We start from the raw sequence: 25,750 nt of genomic DNA on the forward strand, positions 1-25,750 counted from the left end.
AATTTATAAGATGAAAATATAAGGTTTATAATTAAGAAAAATAATATAATAAATAAAAAACATATTAAGAAATTCACTAACTTAAACTTATTCATAAAAGCTCCTAAAAATCATTCCACTATTATATATATTTTAGTAGATTAAGTTATTATGACATTAAAAAAGCTATGCCCTATGAGCATAGCTTTATTTGCTTTTATATATTTTTAAAGCCTTTTCCTTTAACTTCTGAAACGTCCATTATAGTTATAAAGGCATTTGGATCTATATAATGTATTGTATTTTTTAATTCAATCATTTGTCTTGTAGTAACTAGACAGTAAAGCATTTTCTTTCTGTCATGAGTATATTCTCCTTCAGCTAAAAGAGAAGTTACTCCTCTATGAAGATCTTCTATTATATAATTTATAACTTGTTGTTCCTTATCTGTTATTATAAGCAATAATTGTTTTGAATGTATTCCTTTAATAACTTTATCAACTAAAACTGTTTGTACAAATATAGATATAAGAGTATAAAGCGCTGTTTCTAGTCCAAAGAAAATTGCTCCTACAGCAACGATACACATATTTAATACGAAGCTTAATGAACCTATATTAAAATTTGAATATTTTTTACGTATAATCATGGTAACTATATCTGTTCCACCAGTTGATCCACCTTTAGAAAATACTAAACCATAACCAAATCCACAGATAGCACCACCAAAAACACAGTATAGTAATTTATCATCTAAGGTAATAAGATGTGATACTGGTGCTGTTATCATTAATGAAAGTGATAAAGCTAGCATTCCTATAGCTGAGTTAAATGTAAACTTCTTTGATAGTTTAAAATAACTAAGTATAAATAATGGAATGTTTATAAGTAAAACAACAATACCTGAGTTAACTCCCATTAAGTATTGAAAGATAAGTGCAATACCTGTTGCTCCACCACTAAGAAGTTTTGCATTTGATAAAAATAGGTTTACTCCTAAAGATGCAATAAAGCAACCTATGAGAATAAATGCATTATCAATTAGTAATTCTTTTTTCTCTTTGATGTAATTCATTGGGATTCTCCTAAATTTACAATAAATAATTTCATAGGTAATTATAATGCTTTTTTTGGTAAAGTAAAGCCAATAAATACATTGAAAAAGCAACTAATGTGTTTTTATGGTAAAATACATTGTATATACTAAGAATTTCATTAAATTAATAGTAGAAGGTATATCTTAAGAAAATCGTAATAAATAAATAGGTTAATTTTAATTTTCCTCCTTTACTATTTAGAGGAGGCATAAGTTTAAGGAGTGCTTTATTATGGAAAAAGAAAAGTTTAATGTTTTAGTTGTAGATGATGAAAAAGAAATAAGAGATGCAATAGATATATATTTAAGAGGAGAAGGAATAAATGTAATAAAGGCTGGAGATGGATTTGAGGCCTTAGAGATTTTAGATAAGGAAGACATACATCTAGTGGTTTTAGATATAATGATGCCTAAGTTAGATGGAATGAGAACTTGTTTAAAAATAAGAGAAAGTAGAAATATACCAATAATATTACTATCAGCAAAATCAGAAGATAGTGATAAGATATTAGGTTTAAACATAGGGGCAGATGATTACGTTACAAAACCTTTTAATCACTTAGAACTTGTTGCAAGAGTAAAATCTCAATTAAGAAGGTATGATTATCCTTTAAATAGGGAAAATACTCAAGATTTAATAGTAATAAAAGATTTAACTATAGATACTGTAAATAAGCAGGTTTCTTTAAGAGGAGAAAATATAAAATTAACTGCAACAGAGTATAAGATATTAACACTTTTAGCATCACATCCAGGAAGAATATTTTCAATTAAGGAAATTTATGAAAGAGTTTGGGAAGAACCTTTTTATAAAAGTGAAAATACAGTAACAGTTCATATAAGAAGAATGAGAGAAAAAATAGAAATAAATTCGAAAGAACCTGAGTATATAAAGGTGGTGTGGGGACTTGGGTATAAAATTGACAAATAGTTTTTCAAGATGGTGGAAAAACTATAGCCTTTCAGTAAGAAGCATAGAAAATATGTTTATAGTAATATTTGCTGTGTTTATACCTGTTTTATATATTATCTTATTTGGAGGATACTCCTTTGATAATATAGCAAAATTAAATTCTAAGGCAAATCCTGATATATGTAATAGAGTTATTTATAGGGATGCATTAATAAATCCACATAAGTATAAAGAGTGTAGGTTATTAGCTCAATCTGTAGATATATCAGATTTTCTTTATAATGAGACTAACTATTTAAGCAAATTAGATAGCTTAGAGACAAAAGAACAAAAACAAGCATTTATTGCAAAGCTTCAAGAAAGGGCTACTAGTTATTCTGGTGTAGTTCTTATAAATAAGAAAACAGGAGAATATTACTCTAATAGAGTATGGTTTTATGAAAAACCTTATAATCTTTCAACGCCAAAAGAAGTTTTAGAAAGTTTATCTAAAAATGATAATGTAGTCTTTAAAGAAATAAATTCTTCAGATAATTATGAAGAAATATATTTCTCAAGAGGAGAACTTTATGATTCTGAAATAAATTCAATTAGAATTGCTTTTATAGCAACTATGACTACAACTCTTTTAATGTTACTTTTAATCATAAAAAAATTAGTTATGATTAAAAATATGGGAATAAGAGCATATAAAGACAGCTGGAAAAATGGATATTTCTTTAGATTTTTAGATAGTTTAAATGTTTTAATAACAAAGAAGATGTTTATAGAAGAATTTTTAAAAGATAAGGTTGTTATGTTTGTTATTTCATTTACTATAATATATATTCTTATAAATGGATTTATGAGAAATATAGAATTTGTATGGAAGCAATATCACTATGTTTTAACAGACAATAGATACCTATGGATAATTCCAATTGTTTTAGTTATTCATTTTATAGTAAAGTTTATAAGAAAATATGATGGATTAGATACTGTAATAAAAGGAATAGAAAAAGTTAAAAAAGGTGATACGGATATAGAGATAAAAGATAATGACGATAGACAAATAAGGGAATTAGCAGATGATGTTAATGATTTAAGATTAGGCTATAAGGAACTTGTTGAAGAAGGTATAAAGAATGAAAAGTTAAAAACTGAGCTTATATCAAATGTTTCACATGATTTAAAAACTCCATTAACATCCATAATAAATTATGTAAATATACTTCAGTTAAATAATATAAAGGAAGAGGAAAGAAAAGAATATATAGAAATACTAGATAAAAAATCTCAAACTTTAAAGAAACTTATAGATGATTTGTTTGAGGTTTCTAAGATGTCTTCAGGAAAGGTAGAATTATTTAAATACAATATAGATATAATTCAACTTGTATATCAATGTATAGCTGAAGTAGAAGATGTATATTCAGAAAAGGAAATTGAATTTAAAATAAATGGGCCAGAGGAATGCATGGTTAAAATAGATCCTCAAAGAATGTCTAGGGTATTCCAAAACCTAACTACTAATGCTTTAAAATATAGTTTAGAAAAAACTAGGGTCTATGTGGAAATAAAAGATTTAGAAAATTACGTGGAAATATCATTTAAAAATATTTCTTCCTATGCTTTAGATTTTGATGAGAAGGATATTTTAGAAAGATTTGCAAGAGGAGATGAATCAAGAAATTCAACCATAGAAGGATCTGGATTAGGATTAGCAATCGCTAAAACTATTGTAGAACTTCACAACGGAAAGTTTAGGGTTGAATGTGAAGGTGACTTATTTAAAGCCTTTGTAATAATTCCTAAAAATAAAGATGATAATAATGAAGAATAATAACATAGAGGTTGTTTAACTTAATTTCAATAAATTTTAAAAAATCTATAGCTGTAAAAATTTATGAAGGTTTTTAATTAACATATTTAAAAATAAAGTTATAAGGAGTATAATTACTATATAATAATTTTTATTGTATAAATATTATGATTTTAAAGAAGGTGTAAGAAAATGAGTTGTTTATTTTTAGAATATCCTAAATGTAGTACTTGTAGAAAAGCTAAGAAATGGTTAGAAGAAAACAATATAGATTTTACAGATAGAATGATTGTGGAAGAAAATCCTACTAAAGAAGAATTAAAGGCTTGGTACGATAAGAGCGGAGTTAAATTAAATAAGTTCTTTAACACTTCAGGCAAGCTTTATAGAGAGATGAATCTTAAGGATAAAGTAAAAACAGCTAGTGAAGATGAACTTTTAGACATCTTATCAAGCAATGGTATGTTAGTAAAAAGACCTTTACTTATAAAAGAGGATTTAGTTCTTATAGGATTTAAGGAAGAAGAATGGGCTGAAAATTTAAAATAATAAAAAGACTACAGAGTAAATATCTGTAGTCTTTTTATTTATGCCTACTTAAAAGCTCTAGTACTCTTATTGCAGAAGTAACTTTAAAATGTCAATAATCATTATTAGTCGAATAAAACTAAAAAAAGAAAATATGACTTATATAATAAGAGTTATTCATAGAATAAGCTAACTTTTTCAAGAAATCTGAGTTTTACAAAACAACTTTAAATTATTATAATAAATTGTCAAGATATTGTGCGAAATTTAAAAATAATTACTATATATTGTGGAGGGCTAGTTGATGACACTATTAGAGAGATATTGTGCATGGTCTATAGAAGAACTGAATGATGAAACAGGATTATATACTGAAGAAAAGTTAATGGTTGCTTTAGATAATATAGTTACATCAAAAATGGGAGAAAAAGAGATAATAAAATCTTTCATACAAGTTTCGTTAGAGTTAACTTCTCAAGTAGAACCAAGATGGCAGGAAATTGCGGCGAAGTTATATGTTAAAAATTTATATGAAGAAGTAAGAGTAAATAGAGGACTAGAAGAAGGGGCAAATCCATATGATAATTTCTATGGTTTTATAAAGGAACTTACTGATAAAGGATTATACGGAAAATATATTTTAGATAATTACTCTAAGGAAGATATAGAAGAATTAGAAAAAGAAATAAAAAGAGAGAGAGACTTTTTATTTACATACAGTGGAATAAATTTATTAGCAAAAAGATATTTAGTTCAAGATTTTAATAGATTACCATTAGAACTTCCTCAACAAATGTTTATGGGAATTGCTATGCACCTTGCTATCCCTGAGAAGAAGGAAAAAAGACTTTATTGGGCAAAAAGATTTTATGATGTTTTAAGTTCTATAAAGGCTACAATGGCTACTCCAACTATGTCTAATGCTAGAAAGCCATTCTACCAATTAAGTTCATGTTTTATAGATACTGTAGATGATAGCTTAGCTGGTATATATAAATCATTAGATAATTTCTCAAAGGTTTCTAAGTTTGGTGGCGGAATGGGAATTTATATGGGTAAGGTAAGAGCCTTAGGCTCAGCCATAAGAGGTTTTAAAGGTGCATCAGGTGGAATTATACCTTGGATAAAATTATTCAATGATACAGCCATAGCTGTTGACCAATTAGGAGTTAGAAACGGATCAGTTGCTATTTGGTTAGATGCATGGCATAAAGATTTACCAGAGTTTCTTCAAATAAGAACAAACAACGGAGATGATAGAAAGAAAGCTCATGATATATTCCCAGGACTTTGTTATCCAGATTTATTCTGGAAGTTAGCAGAAAATGATATAGATGCTAACTGGTATATGATGTGTCCTCATGAAATAAAAACTGTTAAAGGATATTCTTTAGAAGATTTCTATGGGGAAGAATGGGAAAAGAAATATTATGAGTGTGTAGAAGATGATAGAATAGAAAAGAGAGTTATGAGTGTTAAGGATATTGTAAGACTTATCATAAAAAGTGCTGCAGAAACAGGAACACCATTTGCTTTCTATAGAGATACAGTAAATAAATTTAATCCTAATAAACACAAAGGAATGATATATTCATCAAATCTTTGTACTGAAATAATGCAAAACATGAGTGCTATGGAGATAGAACAAACAGAAATTAAGGACGAAAATGGTGATGTAGTAGTTATTGAAAAAACTAAGCCAGGAGACTTTGTTGTTTGTAACCTTTCTTCAGTGGTATTAGGAAATGTTGATGTTACATCAGATGAAGAAGTGGAATACGTTGTTGAAACTCAAATAAGAGCAATGGATAACGTAATAGACTTAAATTATTATTCAGTTCCATTTGCTGAAATAACAAACAAGAAATATAGAGCTGTTGGATTAGGAACATCAGGATACCATCATATGCTTGTAAATAATAAGATTGTATGGGATTCAGAGGAACACTTAAACTTTGTAGATAAAGTTTATGAGAGAATAAACTTCTATGCTATAAAAGCTAGTTTAAACATAGCAAAGGAAAAGGGAAGCTATCCATTATTTGAAGGATCCGACTGGAGTAATGGTGATTATTTTGAACTAAGAGAATATAATTCACCACAGTGGAAAGAACTAAAAGAAGAGATTGCTAAATATGGTATGAGAAATGGATACCTATTTGCGGTAGCTCCAAATGGTTCAACTGCCACTTTAGCTGGAACTTCAGAGGGGGTAGATCCTGTTATGAATAGATTCTGGTTAGAAGAGAAAAAAGGAAGCATAACTCCAAAGGTAGCACCTGGATTATGTCAAGAAAATTTCTGGTACTATGTTTCAGCTTACAATGTAAATCAAGAATTTACAGTTAGAGCAAACGGAGTAAGACAAAGACATATAGACCAAGGACAATCATTTAACCTTTATATAACTACAGATTATACTATGAGACAAATAATGAATCTTTATATTTCAGCTTGTAAAAATGGAGTTAAAAGTATTTATTATGTAAGAAGTAAATCTCTAAGTGTTGACGAATGTGAGAGTTGTTCAGCTTAGAATATAAATTAAGAATTTTAAAGATACTCATCTAGGCTTAGGTGAGTATCTATTAATTATAGATAGAGAAATAAAGAGATGAAAGGTGACGTAAAATGGAAATAAATAAAAGACCGCTTTTTAATGAGTTTGGAGATATTGAAACTAATAAAAAGAAAATGATAAACGGTAATACAACTAATTTAAATGACTTTAATAATATGAAATATACTTGGGTTTCAGAATGGTACAGACAAGCAATGAATAATTTCTGGATACCAGAGGAAATAAACTTAGCTCAAGACTTAAAAGATTATAAAAAGTTGACTAAGGAAGAAAAAACAGCATATGATAAAATCTTATCTTTCTTAATATTTTTAGATTCAATACAAACAGCTAACCTAGGAAATATAAATAGTTATATTACTGCTTCAGAAGTTAACTTATGTTTAACTATACAAGCTTTCCAAGAAGCGGTTCACTCACAAAGCTATAGTTATATGCTAGATAGTATTTGTTCACCAGAGGAGAGAAACGAAATATTATTCCAATGGAAGGATGATGCTATATTACTTCAAAGAAATAAATTTATAGGAGACTTATATAATAATTTCTTAGAAGATTCAAGTATGGAAAACTTTATAAAATCAGTAATGGCTAACTATATTTTAGAGGGTGTTTATTTCTATTCAGGATTTATGTTTTTCTATAATTTAGAGAGAAATGGAAAAATGCCTGGTTCAGCTCAAGAGATTAGATATATAAACAGAGATGAAAATACTCATTTATGGTTATTTAGAAGTATAATAAAAGAATTAAAAGAAGAAATACCAGAAGTATTCACTAAAGAGTTAAAAGAAGAATTAAGAGAAATGGTGAGAACTGGTGTTGAACATGAAATCGCATGGGGTCACTATGTTATAGGTGATAATGTTACTGGAATAAATAAAAATCTTATAGAAAGATATATAAAATATATAGGAAACTTAAGAGTTAAAGCTATAGGTTTAGAGCCTTTATTTGAAGGATATAATGAGAATCCAGCACCATGGGTAGATTATTATGCTGATGCAAACCAAGTAAAAACAGACTTCTTTGAGGCAAAATCAACAGCATATGCTAAAGCAGGAGCTTTAATAGACGATCTATAAAAATAGAATTTAATATTTAATTGCATGAATTATAAAGAGAGCTATATCAATACTATTTATGAGAGAATTTATAAATATAAAATTTATGAATTCTTCTAAGTTAAGGTTTGATATAGCTTTTTTTATGCCTATACTAAAATTCATATATAAATAAGAATGATTTAAGTGGTAATAGATTAAGAGTTAATGGAAGATAATTACTAAAATTAGAGTTTATTATAAATGAATTTATTTTATAGAATAAATAAGTTTAAATTTATAAGCATAAGTTAGTATTTTAAAGATTTAATAAGATAATTTTAATTAAATGAGTTATACAATAATGATAATCATTTTCAATAAGTAAGGTTTTATGTTAATATAGCATCATAGAAAACAAAAAAACATTTGGAGGTTAAGTATGGCTAAGATGATGGGACCTCGTTTCAAAATGTGCAGAAGACTTGGATTAAATGTAGTTGGACATCCAAAAGCAATGAAACGAGCTGATAGAGGAACAAGCAGAGCAGATAAGAAATTATCTGATTACGGTATTCAATTATTAGAAAAGCAAAGATTAAGAGCTTACTACGGTGTTATGGAAAGACAATTTACTAGATACGTAGATCAAGCTTTCAATAGTAAAGAACAACCTGGTGAGGCTTTACTTATGATTTTAGAATCAAGACTTGATAATATGGTATATAGAATGGGTTTTGCTAGCTCAATAAGACAAGCAAGACAAATGGTTAACCATGGACATTTCTTAGTAAATGGAAAGAAAGTTAATATACCATCTTTCAGATTAAATATAGGTGATGAAGTTGTTTTAAGAGAAAAATCAAGAAAAACAGAAATGTTTGTAAACAACTTTAAAGATAGCATAGGAAGTGAAGTTCCTTACGTAAGTAAAGAAGAAGATAACTTTAAAGGAATTTTCACTAGAAAGCCTAAGAGAGAAGAAATTCCAATAACAATACAAGAGCAATTAATAGTTGAATTCTATTCTAAATAATAGAAATACTGTATAACTTGTTTAATATTAAATTTAGTTTTAATTATTAGCTGTTCCCGTAGTTAAAACTAAAAAAGTCTTGTCATAATTATACTTCAGAATGTTACTAAACTCTTACTAATAAAAAAACACTTGGAGATGTGCTGGTCTCCAAGTGCTTTTTTCTTTTATTATTTTTTTACATCTATATTATACTTTTTACATTTCAAAGAAACTGTTCTATGAGTTAATCCTAAAGCTTTTCCAGCCTTATTAAAGGATTTGTACTTCTTCATAGCTGCTTCTATTATTTGTTTTTCATATTCTTCAAAGGGAAGTATATGATCAATATCAATATTTAAATTAAAAGACTTTGATTCAACTGGCTTTAAATATGAAGGCAGATAAGAACTATCTATATAATCTCCATCACAAAGATTTATGGCCCTTTCCATTATATTTTCAAGCTCACGTATATTTCCAGGCCAAGAATACTCAATTAGTAGATTAAGGGCATCTTGTTTTATTCCTAATATAGTTTTATGTAACTTTTTATTTAGCTTAGTTATAAAATGTTCGGCTAGTTCAGGAATATCTTCTTTACGTTCTCTAAGTGGAGGAAGATTAATACCTAAGACATTAAGTCTGTAATAAAGATCCTCTCTAAAGGAACCCTCTTCAATCATTTCTTCTAAATTTCTATTAGTTGCAGCAATAACCCTCACATCAATATTTCTAGGAGTTATTCCTCCAACACTTTCAATCTCTCTTTCTTGTAAAACTCTAAGGAGTTTAACTTGCATTGATAAGGGCATATCACCTATTTCATCTAAGAATATAGTACCTGTATCAGCAATAGCAAATTTACCAGGTTTGCTTTGAACTGCCCCAGTAAAAGCTCCCTTTTCATATCCGAACAATTCACTTTCTAAGAGATTTTCAGGAATTGAAGCACAGTTAACCCTTACGAAAGGCTTATTTTTTCTATTACTATTATTGTGTATAGCCTTTGCAATAAGTTCCTTACCTGTACCACTTTCACCACGAATAAGAACAGTTGATGTGGTTTCTGAAGCCTTTTGACACATGTACATTATATCCTTTAGAGTTCTAGTTGAACCTATAATATTATTAAAAGAAGAATTTTTAGATAACTGTCTTAAAAACTCATTTTTATAATAATCTAATTCCTGTTCAGATTTATTTAGTTTTGACATAAGTTCTTTAATTAAACTAACTGGTCTAGAAGTAGAAATAACTCCTTTAAACTGTCCATCAATAAATAAAGGATCAATAGTACTTATAACATTTATACCGTTTTTCTTATGAATTACATCTTTTAATAAAGTTTTTTCTTTAAATACTTTAGCTCTAAGTCCATTAGGAGCAATATCAAAAATACTTTTTCCTATAACATCAGAACTAACTTTAGAAAAGTTTTTAATATATGCAGGATTTAAATAATTTATTATACCATTTTCATCTACAAAGCAAATCATATCCTGTGAATTTTCAAGTATCTTAGTAAATTTCTCATTTATTTCTTTCATACCTATAATATCAGATACATCTTGAATAACACTTACAGCCCCTATAATCTTATCGTTTATGAAAAGAGGAGAGCTATTTACTAAGCCAACTCTGTTATTTATATGAAGAGTTGAGCCATACTTTTTTAAATTACTAAGCATAACATGAGGAAGCTGAGATGATGGAATAACTTCATTAATCTTTTTTCCTTTAACATCTTTTTTATTGCATCCAATAAATCTTAAAGCATATTGATTAATTGTTATTATATTTTGATCTATATCTATAACAACAATACCTATTGGCAAACTTTCAAGAACCTGTTCATTAGCTACTATGCTAGCATCTATTATTTCATCTATTTCACTATCCTCAGATTCAATGGGATTATTTATGTTTTTATCAATAAACTCAAGAAGAGATTGAACAGCTAACTTTTCAATCATTCCTTCATTTTTAGATCCAATTAATATACTTTCATTAGGCAACACCTTAAGAGAAAGTATTGCAAGCATACTTATTCCAAGCCAATCTGTATAGGATTCTTTTTTTATATAGAGTTTAACTTTATACTTAGACTCTATTTCAGAAGCCTTATTAACAATCATAGCAGAGTATCTAGTGTGTAATCCTAAGGGCGTCTTTATAATCAATTCTCTTGAATACATGGAGTAAATCACCGTCCAAAGTTTTATTTTTTTATGAATTTATATAAAAAGTGAATAAGGTTGATATTTTTTATCAAGTATTAATAATATATTATCAGAAAAAAGTACTATTTTAAAGGCTTTATGTATATATATCTTAATAAAAAGATTATTTCAAAAAGAAAATTTGATAAAAAATATCAATGGTAAAATTAGTTTGATATTTTTTATCACATTTAGTATAATAAAAACAACTAATATGACTGAGTATTTTAACGTAAGTTTTTAATAAATAAAATATTTTTATAAGATTTATAGGCATTTTTACTAGGGTTTATGAGTATAATATATTTTGAAAAATATTAATAATTAAAAACTTGGCACGCAAATTGCTGTTATATATAAGCAGTGAATTTGAAAAGTGAATTTAGTTGAATTGTGATTGATATTTAATGTTGTATTTAGTTGAGTACGAACTTAAAGGAGGACTACATAATGAAAAAAGGTATTGCTGCTTCAAAAGGATATGCAATAGGAACTGTATTTATACAAGAACATGAGGAAATAATAATATCTGATGCGAAGGTTTCAGATATAGCAGCTGAAAAAGAAAAATTATCTAAAGCTTTAGCTCAATCAAAAGAGCAATTAGAAGCAATAAAAGAAAAAACAGCTAATGAAATTGGAGAACATGAAGCTCAAGTTTTTGAAGCTCATTTAATGTTATTAGATGATGTAGAGTTTACTGGTCAAATGGAAATGACTATAGAAAATGACCAATTAAACGCTATGAAAGCTGTTCAAAATGTTACAGATACTTTCGTTATGATATTTGATTCTATGGATGACCCTTACATGAGAGAAAGGGCAGCAGATATAAAAGACGTTTCTAAGAGAATAATAGCTAACCTAGCTGGCAAGGGTGGAAACGGAATGGAAAATGTAGGAGCTAACACTGTTGTTGTAGCTCATGACTTAACACCTTCAGATACTGCTCAATTAGATAGAAGTAAAGTTATTGGTTTCTTAACTAATATCGGGGGAAGAACTTCTCACTCAGCTATAATGGCTAGAACTTTAGAAATACCAGCTGTTGTTGGATTAGGTAATATAACAACTTCAGTTAAAAATGGGGACACTGTAATAGTTGATGGTATTGAGGGTGTAGCTATAATCAACCCAGATGAAGCTACTATAAACGAATATAAAGCTAGATTAGAAAAATTTAAAGCAGAACAAGAAGAATTAAAGAAGTTAATAGATGTTAAAACAACTACTAAATCAGGTAGAAGAATAGAGGTTTGCGGAAACATAGGTAAACCAGAAGATATAGATCAAGTTTTAGCAAATGGTGGAGACGGAGTTGGACTATTTAGAACTGAGTTCTTATACATGGACAGAGATGAAGCTCCAACTGAAGATGAACAATTTGAAGCATACAAATATGTTTTAGAAAAAGCAGATGGTAAGCAAGTTGTTATCAGAACATTAGATATCGGTGGAGATAAAACTCTTCCATACTTACCATTACCAGAAGAGATGAATCCATTCTTAGGATACAGAGCTATAAGATTATGCTTAGACAGAAAAGATATCTTTAGAGTTCAAATAAGAGCTTTATTAAGAGCTTCTGTTTATGGAAATCTTGCAGTAATGTTCCCAATGATTTCAGGATTAGAAGAATTCCAACAAGCTAAAGCATTTGTTGAAGAATGCAAAGCTGAGTTAAAAGCAGAAGGTATAGCATACTCAGATTCAATTCAATGGGGTATCATGGTTGAAATCCCAGCTGCAGCAGTTTATGCTGATGAATTAGCTAAGCATGTTGATTTCTTCTCAATAGGAACTAACGATTTAATACAATATACATTAGCTGCTGACAGAATGAGTGAAAAGGTATCATACCTTTACAATCCAATGCATCCAGCTGTATTAAGATTAATCAAAATGACAATAGATGGAGCTCACAAACATGGTAAGTGGGTAGGAATGTGTGGAGAGATGGCAGGAGATGAAAGAGCTATACCAACATTAGTTGAATATGGTTTAGATGAATTCTCAATGAGTGCTACATCAATCCTAACTGCTAAGAAAATAATAATGGAACAAGAATAGTCAATAATATTAAAAATTAATATAGAACACTCAAAACCCTAAGTTTTGGCACGAATTAATTCGTGCCTTTTTTTTATAAAAAAATAAGTTTTTATAAAATTAAATTATTTATTATTGAGTTTTAGGTAAAAATAATAATAATTTAAATAAAGGAGGTGTATTTTTTGTTAAAAGTAATAAAAAATATTGAGGTTTATGACCCAGAGTATTTAGGGAAAAAGGATATTGTTATATTAAGTGATAAGATTGAAGGATTATATGATTCTGTGAATATTCCTAAAGATTTTATAAACATACAAGTAATTGATGGAGAAGGGATGATAGCTGTACCAGGCTTTATAGATTGTCATGTCCATATAATTGGTGGCGGTGGTGAAGGTGGTTTTAGAACCAGAACTCCAGAATTACAATTAAGTAGTATAGTAAAAGGTGGAATAACTACCCTAGTAGGGTGTATAGGAACTGATGGTGTTTGTAGAGATATGAAAGGATTAGTGGCAAAAGCTCATGCTCTTTGTGAAGAGGGAGTAACTTGTTACTGTTATACTGGGTCTTATGATGTACCTGTAAATACCATAACTAAAACTATAAAAAGTGACTTATTATTAATAGATAAAGTTATAGGTGTAGGGGAAATAGCATTATCAGACCATAGAAGTTCTCAACCAACATACGAGCAATTCGTCAATATAGTAGCTCAAGCAAGAGTTGGAGGACTTTTATCAGGAAAGGCTGGAATAGTAAATGTTCATTTAGGTAATGGGAAAAGAATGATTGAATATATAACTAGACTTATAAATGAAACAGAGATTCCAGCAAATCAAATAATTCCTACTCATATGGGAAGAAGTAGAGAGCTTTTTGAAGCAGGAATAAATCATGCTAAGGCTGGAGGCCAAATTGATTTAACCACATCTTCAGATCCTCAACATTTAGAAGAAGGAGAAGTAAGAGCAGGTGAAGGGCTTAAAAAGCTTTTAGATGCTGGAGTAGATATAGAAAAAATAACTTTTTCTTCAGATGGTAATGGAAGTATGCCATTATTTGATGAAAATGGAGAGCTTAAAGGTTTAGGAATCTGTTCTGTTGAAAGTCTTTTTAATGAAGTAAAGGAAGCTATAAAGCTTGGAGTACCTTTAGAGAAAGCAATAAGAGTTATAACTAGTAATGTTGCCAATGTTTTAAAACTATCTCATAAAGGATTTATATCAACAGGAAAAGATGCAGATATAATTTTATTAGATAAGAAAAATTTAGACATAAATTCTGTTATATCTAGAGGTAATATTTTAATGGATAATAAAAAATTATTAGTAAAAGGCACCTTTGAATAACAAAATTATAAAAATTAGATAATAATTATTATTTGTAACATTGACTTAATTTTTTAAATATAATATAATTGTAAATAATAAAGTACCCCTTAGGGGTATATCGGGAGGCGTATATAATGGTAAAACATATAAATGATCAAGATTTTAATACAGAAGTAATAGAAGCAAGTGAAGTAGTAGTTGTTGATTTCTGGGCAACTTGGTGTGGACCTTGTAAAATGATAGCACCAGTTATAGAAGAATTAGCAAATGAAATGGAAAATGTTAAATTTGTAAAGGTTGATGTTGATAAAAACCCAGGTTCAGCTGGAAAATATCAAATTCAAAGCATACCAACTTTATTAATATTTAAAGATGGAAAAGTTGTTGATACTTTAGTTGGCTTTAGACCAAAGGCTGCATTAGTTGAAGCCATCAAAAAATACGTTTAATAAGCTTCTTAAGGAGATGAATAATTTTGAGCGAAAGATATGATATAGCTATAATAGGAAGCGGACCAGCTGGCCTTTCAGCTGCATTAAATGCGAAAATTAGAAATAAAAAGTTTATTCTTTTTGGTAATAATGATTTAAGTACAAAGCTTGTTAAAGCTCCAAAGGTAAATAACTATCTTGGATTCGTTGGAAAAGATGGTATGGATCTTAAGAATCAATTTATGGGTCATCTAAAAGAGATGGATATAGAAATAACAGAGGAAAGAATAAATAGTATTTATGCTATGGGAGAATATTTCGCTCTTATGGTAAATGAAAAGATGTATGAAGCCACTTCAATAATCATAGCAACAGGTATTGAGTACACAAAACCTATGAAGGGTGAAGAAGAATTCTTAGGTAAAGGTGTAGGATACTGTGCCACTTGTGATGCCCCTTTATATAAAGAAAAAACTGTAACTATAATTGGCTATAATAAAGAAGCTGAAGAGGAAGCTAATTTTGTAAGTGAATTAGCAGCTAAGGTTTACTATATTCCTAGATATAAGGGAGAATTTGATTTAAATTCAGAAATTGAAGTTATTAATGATATTCCTGTAGAAATACAAGGGGATAGTAAGGTTACTAAATTAGTAACTAAAAATGGTGAAATAGAGACTGATGGTATATTTGTATTAAGAGATAGCATATCACCAGGACAATTAGTGCCAGGATTAAAAATAACTGATGATCACATAGAAGTTGATAGATTAATGAAGACTAATATAGAAGGCTGTTTTGCTGCGGGAGATTGTACTGGTAGACCATACCAATATATGAAGGCTGCAGGTGAAGGAAATGTGGCTGCTTTAAGTGCAGTAGCATACTTAGACAGTAAGAAATAAAAAAAGCTAACACATTGTGTTAGCTTTTTCTTTAGGTAACATTAAAAAATACATGTTGACCTATACTTTTTTCTCCTGTCTTTTCGACGCCTTTCATCCACGAGCATGTAGCGATTTTAGGGTTATAAAAATATAATGCCTCATTTGTTGGGTCATATCCTTCTATGGCTTTTAGAACGGCATTATAGCTATCACCATCAGGTACTACGTCAATTTTGCCATTTCTAACACAAGAAAAGGCATTTTTCTGTGTTATTACTCCATGAATTGTATCTGGAAATTGAGAATCCGTTGTTCTATTAAGTATTACTGATGCAACGGCTATTTTTCCATCAAAAGGTTCACCTTTACTTTCAGCATAAACTACTTGAGACATTAAATATATGTCATCTTTAGTAAGTGAAATTGTAGAGTTTGAACTTTGGAATACAGCAACAACTTCATTATTTGAATTACTACTTTGTTCTGCTTCAGGATTTGGCGAATTAGAAGCCATTTCTGTTAATTCTATATAATTATTTTTGGTTACATGCTCATTTGATAGAGAAAGCCCTAAAACTTCTTTCTCATTAAGTGTAGTGATAATTAATAAGGCGAAGGTGAAGATAAAGTAATTATAAATACTTTTTTTCATAAGAACCTCCTTTTAGGTAATTATTTTACTTTGTATATTGTAACCAAAAAAATAGAATTAATACTCCTATTTAATTTTTATTATAGTTATCTAAAGACTTTTCAGCGGCTTCTAAGGAATAGATAAACTCATCAAATAAAGTCGAAGATTTATCATAATAATCTTCTGGTGTCTTTTTATTTTCAATTTCATCTAAAAGGCCTTTATAGAAATAGTTAATATACTTATCATAGGATTTTAATGCATTTTCAAGATCTAAGAAAGAATCATTAGCTTGTTCGGGAATAGGTAAGGAATATAAATTATTTTTTAACTCTTGAATAGAAGAAAGTTTATTTTCTATATCTGTAACTAAAACCTTTAAATCTCTATTTGATTCTTTTATTAGGTTAGCTGTTTCAAAAAGTTTTTCATCCATTGAAGAAAGTTTAAGAAGTAATGATTTCATAGAAACAACAAAATCATTCTTTTGGCTTTGGACAAATCCTTTATCTCTATTAGTTTTTATTAGCTCATTTATATAATAAAAAATATCCTGTAGATAATTATTTCCTTCTTTATATAGATATACAGGTATTAAGTTAGACCTACATATAGAATAATAATTTTCACATTCTTTCTTTAGCTTTGAAGCAATAGCGTATTCATCAGATATATTTAAAGCATCTGGAGTTTTCAATATAGAAAGTAATTTATTAAACAATTCTATATTTTTATCTAATCCATCCTTAAGTGGAGAGGATAAATTTTGATGCTTTTGAGAAACTTTTAAAGATTTTAAAGCCGAATTTGTTTCTTGAAGTTTCTCTAATTTATTTTCTATAGAACTAACATAATCTTCAGATGTTATACTATCTTCAGAAAAATCATAAGTAAGATTAATTTCAGAAATAGTTCTTCCTAGGTCTTCAAGTTTAGATTTTTCATTATGTGATCTGAAAAATAAAAAACCTATTATAAATATTAATATAAGAACTGCAAATATTATATATATTAAGGAATTATCAATATATTTTTTATATTTAAAGTCCATAGCAAGTACCCCCTTATATAATTTTCTATTAAAATATATGAGAGAATGTATAATAACATTACCTAGAATATGTAAAACTGAAAAGAAATCATTTAAAATGTATCTTATAATTAGATTTTTATTGTATAATTTAATTGTTACGGTAATGGAGGTGAAATTTGTGCAAGAATTAATAATGATATTTACAAATAGTTTAAAGGATATATCTATTTGGTCCATCATAGATATATTAATTGTAGCTTTTATATTTTATAGGGGATATATATTAATAAAAGAAACAAGGGCAGAGCAATTATTAAAGGGAGTAATATTATTATTGATTTTAATTCCTATAAGCTATGTTTTAAGACTTCAAATGTTGAATTTTATATTAACTAAAACATTAACCATAGGTGTTTTATCAATAATTATTATTTTCCAACCAGAAATAAGAAGAGCACTAGAACATATAGGAAGTACTGCCTTTGATGATTTTCATGTTATTCAGGATGATCAAAAGCTAGAAGAAGTTATTGATCAACTTATAGTAGCAGTAGAGGATATGGCTGAAACTAAAACTGGTGCCTTAATAGCTATAGAGCAAGGAACAGGATTAGCAGAAATAATTTCTACGGGAACCCAGTTAGATGCAGTAATAACTTCTGCATTAATAGAGAATATATTCTTTAAGAACACTCCATTACATGATGGAGCAACTATAATTAGAAATGATAGAATCGTTTCAGCAGGTTGTGTCTTACCATTAACAAATAATAATACTATAAATAAAAAACTTGGTACTAGACATAGAGCTGCTATAGGGTTATCTGAAATATCAGATGCTTTAGTTATTGTTGTTTCAGAAGAAACAGGAGCTATATCTTTAGCTGTAAAAGGTAGATTAACAAGAAATTATGATGGTAAAAAATTAAAAAATATATTATTAAAAGTTATGAGAAATAGACGTGATAAGAGAGGGAAAACTTATGGAGAGAAGGTGAAAATATGCTTAAAAAAATTGAAGGAAAGAATTTCTTAGTAAAATTTATATGCTTATTATTATCCTTTTCTCTTTGGCTATATATAATAAATGTAGAAAATCCAGTGAGAGAACTTAAATTAAACAACGTGCCAGTTCAGGTTGTTAATAGTGAAGTACTTAAGGATTATGATTTAGTAATAGTTCCTAATCAAAATCTGACTGTAGATTTAGATTTAGAAGGACCATCTACTGAAATATATAAGGTCAAAAAAGAACAATTTAAGGTGGTTGTTAATTTAAGTGAGTATGTTTTAAAAGAGGGAGACAATAATATACCAGTACAAATAGAAAGTTATCCTAATAATATAAACATAAAAAACAATGGATTTCTAAGGGTAAATGTTATTCTTGATAAATACCAAGAAAAGAGTTTGCCTATTGTTAGCAAAATAAAGGTAAATACAGAGCATGGTACTTATGCAGATAAAATAAATATAAGCCCACAAAATGCCACTGTATCTGGAGCTCAATCCTTAGTAAGTAAAGTTAAGACTTTAGAAGTAAAAGGTGAGATAAACGATGTTAGCAAGGCTGTTAATATGAATTTACCTGTTGTGGCAGTAGATGGAGAGGGAAACGAAATTAAGGATGTTAATATAAGTCCTAATAAAGTAGATGTATCCTTTGGAGTTAAGAAATCTAAGGAAGTACCAGTTAGTGTAATTACAACTGGCACTCCTAAGGAAGGGCTAGCACTAAAATCAATAACACCAAGTATTGCAAAGGTGACTTTACTTGGATCAGAGGATGCTTTAAGTAAGATTAGCTCTATTGAGACATCACCAATAGATGTTTCACAGTATGGAGATGATTCAGAGGTATCAACAGTACTAAAAATTCCAGATGGAGTAAGTTTAGCCTCTAATGATCAAGCTCAAATTAAAGTTAAATTAGATTTTAGTAAAGATGCTCAAAAGGAAATAGAAGTACCAGTAACTACAGAGGGTACTTTAGATGGATATACTCCAGAATTAGATACTAAAACTATAAAAGTAACAATTAATGGGCCTGAAGATTCAGTAAATAGTATTGATTTAAGCAAATTTAAATGTACTATAGATATATCAAAGCTTACAGCTGATGGAGGAAGTGTAAAGCCTAATATATCAAACTCTTACGATAATATAAAGGTTGTTAGTATAAATCCTACAGAGGTTAAGGTAACCTTTAAAAAGAATACTGATTCAACAGAAAGTACAGAGAATAATTCTACAAAACCAAGTGATAATTCAAATAATAATAATAATACTTCAAACGGAAGTAATAATGAAAATTCAAATAATAAACAATAAATATTTACCACAGATTACTTTAAGCGTATTCTGTGGTAAAATAATTTACTAAAGAAATAAAATGGAGGAAGTTTTATGACTATTAGAATAAATAATATTAGTTTAGATATAAATGAAGATTTAAGTCTTTTAAAAAATAAAGTAGCTAAAAAACTAAGGATGTCTAAGGATGAAATTGGAGATATAAAAATAATAAAAGAATCTTTAGATGCAAGAAAAAAGAATCTTATAAAGTTTAATTACTGTATAAACATAGAACATGAAGATGAAGAAAAAATAGTAGCTAGACTTAATGATAAGGATGTAAAGATAGATAAGGTAAATTATGATTTTGATTTTAACTTTGGGGAGAAAAAACTTCAGCATAGACCAGTAGTTGTAGGATTAGGGCCAGCAGGACTTTTTGCAGCTCTTTTATTAGCTAAGAAGGGATTTAATCCAATTGTCTTTGAAAGAGGAGAAGATGTAGATTCTAGAACTAAAACTGTAGAGGAATTTTGGAGAACTGGAGAATTAAATCCAGAGTCAAATGTACAGTTTGGTGAAGGTGGAGCAGGAGCCTTTTCAGATGGAAAACTTACAACTAGAATAAAAGATACAAGATGCGATTATGTTCTTGATGCTCTTGTGAGAAATGGAGCACCAGAGGAAATAATATATAAAGGGAAACCCCATGTAGGAACTGATATATTAAAAAATGTAGTTAAGAATATCAGAGAAGAAATAAAAAGAAATGGTGGAGAAGTTCATTTCAATTCAAGGTTTGAAGGAATAATAAAAAAAGATAACAAATTAAAAGGGATAAAAGTAAATGGAGAAGAAGTACCTTGTGAAGTAGCAATTTTAGCTTTAGGACATAGTTCTAGGGATACATATGAAATGTTATTTAATGAAGGTGTATTTATGAAACAAAAACCCTTTGCTATTGGAGTTAGAATAGAGCATCCACAAGAAATTATAAATTTAAGTCAGTATGGAGAAAAATATGCTAACCATCCAAGATTAAAGGCTGCCGAATACAGATTAGCATATCAAAGTAAAACTTTAGATAGAGCAGTTTATTCATTCTGTATGTGTCCAGGAGGCGTAGTTGTAAATGCTTCTTCGGAGGAAAAAAGATTATGCGTAAATGGAATGAGTTATCATGCTAGAGATAAAGAAAACGCTAACTCTGCTTTAGTTGTAACTGTAGGGCCCAATGATTTTGGAGGAGATCATCCTTTAGAAGGAATGAAGTTCCAAAGACACTATGAAGAACTTGCCTTTAAACTAGGTGGAGGAAATTATAATACTCCAGTTCAATTAGTTGGAGATTTTATGAAGGATAGAGTTACAACTAAGTTAGGAAAGGTTAATCCAAGTGTATTAAGCAATGGATATAGATTTGAAGATTTAAGAAAGTGTTTACCTTCTTATGTAATAGATGGATTAAAAGAGGGAATAACTGATTTTGATAGAAAGATAAAGGGATTTGGACATAGTGATAGTGTATTAACTGGTATAGAAACAAGAACATCAGCTCCAGTTAGAATTGAAAGAAATGAAAAGTTACAAAGTATATCTTTAGAGGGTTTATATCCAGCAGGAGAGGGTGCTGGCTTTGCAGGAGGTATTGTTTCAGCCGCTGTAGATGGGTTAAAAGTAGCTGAAAATATAATGAAAGAATATCGTGTTTAAAATTTAACAATTTAATAAAAAATAATAAATTGAATATTCTGAAAACTAATGTTTTCAGAATATTTTTTGGTAGAATATAGTTATGGAGAATTAATTTTGAATTGATAAATTTATATAGTCAGTTTTTTTTTGTTTGCAATTGTTATAAATTTAACAAAATTCAAGGAAGAGGGTTGAGTATTATGGCTAAAAATTTTAATGAATTGTTTTCAAAACTAAGAGAGAATGGTATGAAGAAAGTTTCTGTTGCAGTTGCTCAAGATGAACCAGTTTTAGAGGCTGTAAGAGAAGCAAAAGAATTAGGAATAGCTGAGGCTGTTTTAGTTGGTAATGAAGAAAAAATAAAAGAAATAGCTAAGAAAATAGGTATGAATTTAGCTGACTTTGAAATTATAAATGAACCTAACGATAAAAAAGCAGCATTATTAGCAGTAGAACTAGCATCAACAGGAAAAACTGATATGGTAATGAAAGGTCTAGTTGATACTGCTACTTTTTTAAGAAGTGTATTAAATAAAGAAGTTGGTTTAAGAACAGGTCAATTAATGTCACATGTATCTGTATTTGAAATACCAGGAATGGATAGATTACTTTTCTTAACAGATGCAGCTTTTAATACTTATCCAGAGTTAAAAGATAAGGCATCAATGATAAATAACTCAGTTAAGGTTGCACATGCTTGTGGAGTTCAAGTTCCTAAGGTAGCTGTTATAGGGGCAGTAGAGGTTGTAAATCCTAATATGCCAGCAACAATAGATGCAGCATTATTAGCTAAGATGAATGATAGAGGACAAATAAAGGGTTGTATAGTTGACGGACCATTTGCCTTAGATAATGCTATATCAGAAGAAGCTGCAGAGCATAAAGGGGTAAAAGGAGAAGTTGCAGGAAAAGCAGATATATTATTATTACCAAATATAGATGTTGCAAATGTAATGTACAAGACTTTAACTTACATGTCAGAGTGTAAGAATGGTGGGTTATTAGTTGGTACATCAGCTCCAGTTATATTAACTTCTAGAGCAGATAGTTTTGAAACAAAAGTTAAATCAATAGCTATAGCAGCAGTAGTTGCTCATGATTTAAAGTAGAGAATTTGGGGGAGGAAAGTTATATGGCATATAAATTATTAATAATAAATCCAGGGTCTACATCAACTAAAATTGGTGTTTATGAAGGTGAAAAAGAAATCTTAGAAGAAACTTTAAGACATTCAGCAGAAGAAATACTAAAATATGATACAATATTTGATCAACTTGATTTTAGAAAAGAAGTTATTTTAAAGGTATTAAAAGAAAAAGGCATTGACATAAATGAGTTAGATGCTGTTGTTGGAAGAGGTGGAATGCTTAAGCCAATAGAAGGTGGAACTTATGAAGTCAATGAAGCTATGGTTGAGGACTTAAAAATTGGGGTTCAAGGACCACATGCTTCAAATTTAGGTGGAATATTATCTAATGAAATAGCAAAAGAAATTGGTAAGAGAGCATTTATAGTAGATCCAGTTGTTGTTGATGAAATGGAAGATGTAGCAAGATTATCAGGAGTTCCAGAATTACCAAGAAAAAGTAAATTCCATGCATTAAATCAAAAGGCTGTTGCTAAGAGATATGCAAAAGAACATAATACTTCATATGAAGATGTTAATTTAATAGTCGTTCATATGGGGGGCGGAGTTTCAGTAGGAGCACATAGAAAAGGTAGAGTTATAGATGTAAATAATGCATTAGATGGTGATGGACCATTTTCGCCAGAAAGAGCAGGTGGAGTTCCTTCAGGTGAATTATTAGAAATGTGTTTCTCAGGAAAGTATAGCAAAGAAGAAGTTTATAAAAAGTTAGTTGGAAAAGGCGGATTTGTTGCGTATGCTAACACAAATGATGCAAGAGATTTAATAAAGCTATCACAAGAGGGTGATGAAAAAGGCTCATTAATATTTAATGCTTTCATATATCAAATAGCAAAAGAAATAGGATCAATGGCTGTAGTTTTAGATGGAGAAGTTGATGCTATAGTATTAACTGGTGGAATTGCATATAGTGATTATGTAACTAATGCTATAAATAAAAAAGTAAAATGGATTGCACCTATGGTTGTATACGGTGGAGAAGATGAACTTTTAGCTTTAGCACAAGGAGCTATAAGAGTTTTAGATGGAGTTGAAGAAGCAAAGATATACAAATAGATTAATTAATATATATAAATTTGAATAGTTTAGATTGTTTAAGGGAAGAATTTTGTAATTCTCCCTTAAATTTTGTTTTAAAAAAGTGTTCATAAAAGTCTGAAATATTTATATTTCACAAATATTATGTTAGAATAATAACGACGATTTTTAAATTAACTGATTTTTACAATGTATGAGTTGAGGTTTAGTATTAATTAAAAAACCAAAAATTGGAGGAACAGCATGAATAAAATAATAATCAATGATAAGACTATCGAATTTGATGGTGATAAGACGATACTTGACTTAGCAAGAGAGAATGGATTTGACATTCCAGTGCTTTGTGAGTTAAAAAATTGCGGAAACAAAGGACAATGTGGAGTTTGTCTTGTTGAGCAAGAAGGAAATGATAGACTATTAAGATCTTGTGCAATAAAAGCTAAAGATGGAATGGTTATTAAAACTGATAGTGAAAAAGTACTAGAAGCTAGAAAAGAAAGAGTTGCAGAACTTTTAGATGAGCATGAGTTCAAATGTGGACCATGTAAAAGAAGAGAGAATTGTGAATTCTTAAAACTTGTAATTAAAACAAAGGCAAGAGCTCACAAACCATTTGTAGTTGCAGATAAATCAGAATATGTAGATGACAGAAGTAAATCAATAGTTTTAGATAGAAGTAAATGTGTTAAATGTGGTAGATGTGTTGCAGCATGTAGAACAAGAACTGCTACTAACTCAATAAAATTCCACAGAATTGATGGAGTAAGATTAGTAGGACCAGAAGAATTAAAATGTTTCGACGATACAAATTGTTTATTATGTGGACAATGTATAGCTGCTTGCCCAGTTGATGCATTATCAGAAAAATCACATATTGAAAGAGTTCAAGACGCATTAAATGATCCAGAAAAGCATGTAATAGTTGCTATGGCACCAGCTGTAAGAACATCAATGGGTGAATTATTCAAGATGGGTTATGGACAAGATGTTACTGGAAAATTATATACTGCTTTAAGAGAATTAGGTTTTGATAAAGTATTTGATATAAACTTCGGTGCTGATATGACAATAATGGAAGAAGCTACTGAGCTTATAGAAAGAATAAAAAATAACGGACCTTTCCCAATGTTAACTTCATGTTGTCCATCATGGGTTAGAGAAGTTGAAAACTACTTCCCAGAATTAGTAGAAAATCTTTCATCAGCTAAATCACCACAACAAATATTTGGTGCAGCATCAAAAACTTATTATCCACAAGTTGCTGATATAGATCCTAAAAAAGTATTTACAGTAACTGTAATGCCTTGTACTTCTAAAAAATTCGAGGCTGATAGACCTGAAATGGAAAACGAAGGAATAAGAAATATAGATGCAGTTATAACAACTAGAGAGTTAGCTAGAATGATAAAAGCTGCTAAAATAGATTTTGCTAAATTAGAAGATGGTGAAGTGGATCCAGCTATGGGTGAGTACACTGGAGCAGGTGTTATATTTGGAGCTACTGGTGGAGTTATGGAAGCTGCTTTAAGAACAGCTAAAGATTTCATGGAAAATGACAACTTAGATAATGTAGATTACGAAGCTGTTAGAGGATTAGCTGGAATAAAAGAAGCTGAAGTAGAAATAGCAGGAAATGAATATAAATTAGCTGTTGTAAGTGGAGCTGCTAATGTATTTGAACTAGTTAAGTCAGGTAAAATAAATGACTACCACTTCATCGAAGTAATGGCATGTCCAGGTGGATGTGTTAATGGTGGAGGACAACCACACATCTCAGCTGAAGATAGTGATAAAATGGATATTAGAGAAGTAAGAGCTTCTGTTCTTTACAATCAAGATAAGAATTTAGAGAAGAGAAAATCACATCAAAACTCAGCTTTATTAAAAATGTATGAAAACTACATGGGTAAACCAGGTCATGGAAGGGCTCATGAGTTATTACACATGAAATATAAAAAATAATATTTAAAACATAGACAGGATGTTTAATACATCCTGTTTTTTTATATTTAAAAATATCACAATA

The 25,750-nt window shown here is 29.2% G+C and carries 20 protein-coding genes; 16 read left to right on the plus strand and 4 right to left on the minus strand.

The features are described 5' to 3' along the window. Window positions 1-196: 196 nt before the first annotated feature. Entirely contained in the window at window positions 197-1,054 is an 858-nt protein-coding gene (locus tag I6G60_RS03255; RefSeq protein WP_003454377.1) for a YitT family protein, read from the minus strand. A 253-nt stretch (window positions 1,055-1,307) separates the two neighbouring features. On the opposite strand from I6G60_RS03255, the gene I6G60_RS03260 reads away from it, so the two are divergent. The 6 genes from I6G60_RS03260 to rpsD all read left to right on the plus strand — a co-directional run bounded on the left by I6G60_RS03260 (window position 1,308) and on the right by rpsD (window position 8,977). Then, the gene (locus I6G60_RS03260) at window positions 1,308-2,006 is read left to right on the plus strand and encodes a response regulator transcription factor (RefSeq protein WP_003454428.1); all 699 of its coding nucleotides are present in this window, start codon (window positions 1,308-1,310) and stop codon (window positions 2,004-2,006) included. Beyond that, window positions 1,984-3,810 carry a sensor histidine kinase gene (locus I6G60_RS03265; protein ID WP_003457943.1) on the plus strand — a complete coding sequence of 609 codons (1,827 nt, stop codon included), beginning with the start codon at window positions 1,984-1,986 and terminating at the stop codon, window positions 3,808-3,810. Before I6G60_RS03260 ends, I6G60_RS03265 begins: the two co-directional genes overlap by 23 nt. 171 nt (window positions 3,811-3,981) lie before the next feature. Further along, the gene (locus I6G60_RS03270) at window positions 3,982-4,338 is read left to right on the plus strand and encodes an arsenate reductase family protein (protein ID WP_004460474.1); all 357 of its coding nucleotides are present in this window, start codon (window positions 3,982-3,984) and stop codon (window positions 4,336-4,338) included. A 283-nt stretch (window positions 4,339-4,621) separates the two neighbouring features. Further along, window positions 4,622-6,853 carry a ribonucleoside-diphosphate reductase subunit alpha gene (locus I6G60_RS03275; RefSeq protein ID WP_003482361.1) on the plus strand — a complete coding sequence of 744 codons (2,232 nt, stop codon included), beginning with the start codon at window positions 4,622-4,624 and terminating at the stop codon, window positions 6,851-6,853. A 95-nt stretch (window positions 6,854-6,948) separates the two neighbouring features. Continuing rightward, window positions 6,949-7,983 carry a ribonucleotide-diphosphate reductase subunit beta gene (locus I6G60_RS03280; protein WP_003454288.1) on the plus strand — a complete coding sequence of 345 codons (1,035 nt, stop codon included), beginning with the start codon at window positions 6,949-6,951 and terminating at the stop codon, window positions 7,981-7,983. 400 nt (window positions 7,984-8,383) lie between these two features. Then, a complete protein-coding gene (gene rpsD, locus I6G60_RS03285) occupies window positions 8,384-8,977 on the plus strand; it encodes a 30S ribosomal protein S4 (RefSeq protein WP_003457936.1) in 594 nt (197 codons plus the stop codon). A 170-nt stretch (window positions 8,978-9,147) separates the two neighbouring features. On the opposite strand, the gene I6G60_RS03290 is transcribed toward rpsD, so the two are convergent. Then, complete coding sequence (locus I6G60_RS03290; protein WP_003457867.1) at window positions 9,148-11,154, minus strand: sigma 54-interacting transcriptional regulator; 2,007 nt, start codon at window positions 11,152-11,154, stop codon at window positions 9,148-9,150. 474 nt (window positions 11,155-11,628) lie between these two features. Between I6G60_RS03290 and ptsP the strand changes: the two genes are divergently transcribed. The 4 genes from ptsP to I6G60_RS03310 all read left to right on the plus strand — a co-directional run bounded on the left by ptsP (window position 11,629) and on the right by I6G60_RS03310 (window position 15,900). Next, window positions 11,629-13,248, plus strand: coding sequence for a phosphoenolpyruvate--protein phosphotransferase (ptsP, locus tag I6G60_RS03295; RefSeq protein WP_003457916.1), 1,620 nt, complete (start codon window positions 11,629-11,631; stop codon window positions 13,246-13,248). 164 nt (window positions 13,249-13,412) lie between these two features. Further along, window positions 13,413-14,582 (plus strand): beta-aspartyl-peptidase, encoded by a 1,170-nt coding sequence (gene iadA, locus I6G60_RS03300; protein ID WP_003457933.1) that lies wholly within the window; start codon window positions 13,413-13,415, stop codon window positions 14,580-14,582. A 116-nt stretch (window positions 14,583-14,698) separates the two neighbouring features. Next, the gene (gene trxA, locus I6G60_RS03305; RefSeq protein ID WP_003457895.1) at window positions 14,699-15,013 is read left to right on the plus strand and encodes a thioredoxin; all 315 of its coding nucleotides are present in this window, start codon (window positions 14,699-14,701) and stop codon (window positions 15,011-15,013) included. A gap of 26 nt (window positions 15,014-15,039) precedes the next feature. Then, window positions 15,040-15,900 (plus strand): NAD(P)/FAD-dependent oxidoreductase, encoded by an 861-nt coding sequence (locus I6G60_RS03310; protein ID WP_003457940.1) that lies wholly within the window; start codon window positions 15,040-15,042, stop codon window positions 15,898-15,900. A gap of 31 nt (window positions 15,901-15,931) precedes the next feature. Here the strand turns inward: I6G60_RS03310 and I6G60_RS03315 are convergent, their stop codons facing one another. Together I6G60_RS03315 and I6G60_RS03320 are read right to left on the minus strand one after the other, a co-directional pair. Continuing rightward, window positions 15,932-16,534, minus strand: coding sequence for a cell wall hydrolase (locus tag I6G60_RS03315; protein WP_003457891.1), 603 nt, complete (start codon window positions 16,532-16,534; stop codon window positions 15,932-15,934). Between the two features lie 70 nt (window positions 16,535-16,604). Then, complete coding sequence (locus tag I6G60_RS03320) at window positions 16,605-17,567, minus strand: hypothetical protein (protein ID WP_197925574.1); 963 nt, start codon at window positions 17,565-17,567, stop codon at window positions 16,605-16,607. Window positions 17,568-17,727: 160 nt separating this feature from the next. On the opposite strand from I6G60_RS03320, the gene cdaA reads away from it, so the two are divergent. The 6 genes from cdaA to I6G60_RS03350 all read left to right on the plus strand — a co-directional run bounded on the left by cdaA (window position 17,728) and on the right by I6G60_RS03350 (window position 25,686). Further along, window positions 17,728-18,585 (plus strand): diadenylate cyclase CdaA, encoded by an 858-nt coding sequence (gene cdaA / locus I6G60_RS03325; protein ID WP_003454389.1) that lies wholly within the window; start codon window positions 17,728-17,730, stop codon window positions 18,583-18,585. Further along, on the plus strand, window positions 18,552-19,880 hold the full coding sequence (locus I6G60_RS03330) for a CdaR family protein (protein WP_003457872.1): 1,329 nt from the start codon (window positions 18,552-18,554) through the stop codon (window positions 19,878-19,880). Before cdaA ends, I6G60_RS03330 begins: the two co-directional genes overlap by 34 nt. Before the next feature lie 75 nt (window positions 19,881-19,955). Then, window positions 19,956-21,557 (plus strand): NAD(P)/FAD-dependent oxidoreductase, encoded by a 1,602-nt coding sequence (locus I6G60_RS03335; protein ID WP_003457870.1) that lies wholly within the window; start codon window positions 19,956-19,958, stop codon window positions 21,555-21,557. A 182-nt stretch (window positions 21,558-21,739) separates the two neighbouring features. Further along, window positions 21,740-22,648, plus strand: coding sequence for a phosphate butyryltransferase (gene ptb / locus I6G60_RS03340; RefSeq protein ID WP_003454254.1), 909 nt, complete (start codon window positions 21,740-21,742; stop codon window positions 22,646-22,648). 23 nt (window positions 22,649-22,671) lie between these two features. Further along, the gene (gene buk, locus I6G60_RS03345) at window positions 22,672-23,742 is read left to right on the plus strand and encodes a butyrate kinase (protein WP_003454444.1); all 1,071 of its coding nucleotides are present in this window, start codon (window positions 22,672-22,674) and stop codon (window positions 23,740-23,742) included. Between the two features lie 225 nt (window positions 23,743-23,967). After that, window positions 23,968-25,686, plus strand: a complete 1,719-nt coding sequence (locus tag I6G60_RS03350; RefSeq protein ID WP_003457946.1) for a ferredoxin hydrogenase — start codon at window positions 23,968-23,970, stop codon at window positions 25,684-25,686. The last annotated feature ends 64 nt before the right edge of the window (window positions 25,687-25,750 follow it).

The organism is Clostridium perfringens, from assembly GCF_016027375.1.
GTDB classification, from domain to species: domain Bacteria; phylum Bacillota; class Clostridia; order Clostridiales; family Clostridiaceae; genus Sarcina; species Sarcina perfringens.

Excerpts from the sequence above, each read along its gene's own strand:
- I6G60_RS03255 (WP_003454377.1), bottom strand. The coding sequence starts at position 1,054 with ATGAATTACATCAAAGAGAAAAAAGAATTACTAATTGATAATGCATTT.
- I6G60_RS03260 (WP_003454428.1), top strand. The coding sequence starts at position 1,308 with ATGGAAAAAGAAAAGTTTAATGTTTTAGTTGTAGATGATGAAAAAGAA.
- I6G60_RS03270 (WP_004460474.1), top strand. The coding sequence starts at position 3,982 with ATGAGTTGTTTATTTTTAGAATATCCTAAATGTAGTACTTGTAGAAAA.
- I6G60_RS03275 (WP_003482361.1), top strand. The coding sequence starts at position 4,622 with ATGACACTATTAGAGAGATATTGTGCATGGTCTATAGAAGAACTGAAT.
- I6G60_RS03280 (WP_003454288.1), top strand. The coding sequence starts at position 6,949 with ATGGAAATAAATAAAAGACCGCTTTTTAATGAGTTTGGAGATATTGAA.
- rpsD (WP_003457936.1), top strand. The coding sequence starts at position 8,384 with ATGGCTAAGATGATGGGACCTCGTTTCAAAATGTGCAGAAGACTTGGA.
- I6G60_RS03290 (WP_003457867.1), bottom strand. The coding sequence starts at position 11,154 with ATGTATTCAAGAGAATTGATTATAAAGACGCCCTTAGGATTACACACT.
- ptsP (WP_003457916.1), top strand. The coding sequence starts at position 11,629 with ATGAAAAAAGGTATTGCTGCTTCAAAAGGATATGCAATAGGAACTGTA.
- trxA (WP_003457895.1), top strand. The coding sequence starts at position 14,699 with ATGGTAAAACATATAAATGATCAAGATTTTAATACAGAAGTAATAGAA.
- I6G60_RS03315 (WP_003457891.1), bottom strand. The coding sequence starts at position 16,534 with ATGAAAAAAAGTATTTATAATTACTTTATCTTCACCTTCGCCTTATTA.
- I6G60_RS03320 (WP_197925574.1), bottom strand. The coding sequence starts at position 17,567 with ATGGACTTTAAATATAAAAAATATATTGATAATTCCTTAATATATATA.
- I6G60_RS03330 (WP_003457872.1), top strand. The coding sequence starts at position 18,552 with ATGCTTAAAAAAATTGAAGGAAAGAATTTCTTAGTAAAATTTATATGC.
- I6G60_RS03335 (WP_003457870.1), top strand. The coding sequence starts at position 19,956 with ATGACTATTAGAATAAATAATATTAGTTTAGATATAAATGAAGATTTA.
- ptb (WP_003454254.1), top strand. The coding sequence starts at position 21,740 with ATGGCTAAAAATTTTAATGAATTGTTTTCAAAACTAAGAGAGAATGGT.
- buk (WP_003454444.1), top strand. The coding sequence starts at position 22,672 with ATGGCATATAAATTATTAATAATAAATCCAGGGTCTACATCAACTAAA.
- I6G60_RS03350 (WP_003457946.1), top strand. The coding sequence starts at position 23,968 with ATGAATAAAATAATAATCAATGATAAGACTATCGAATTTGATGGTGAT.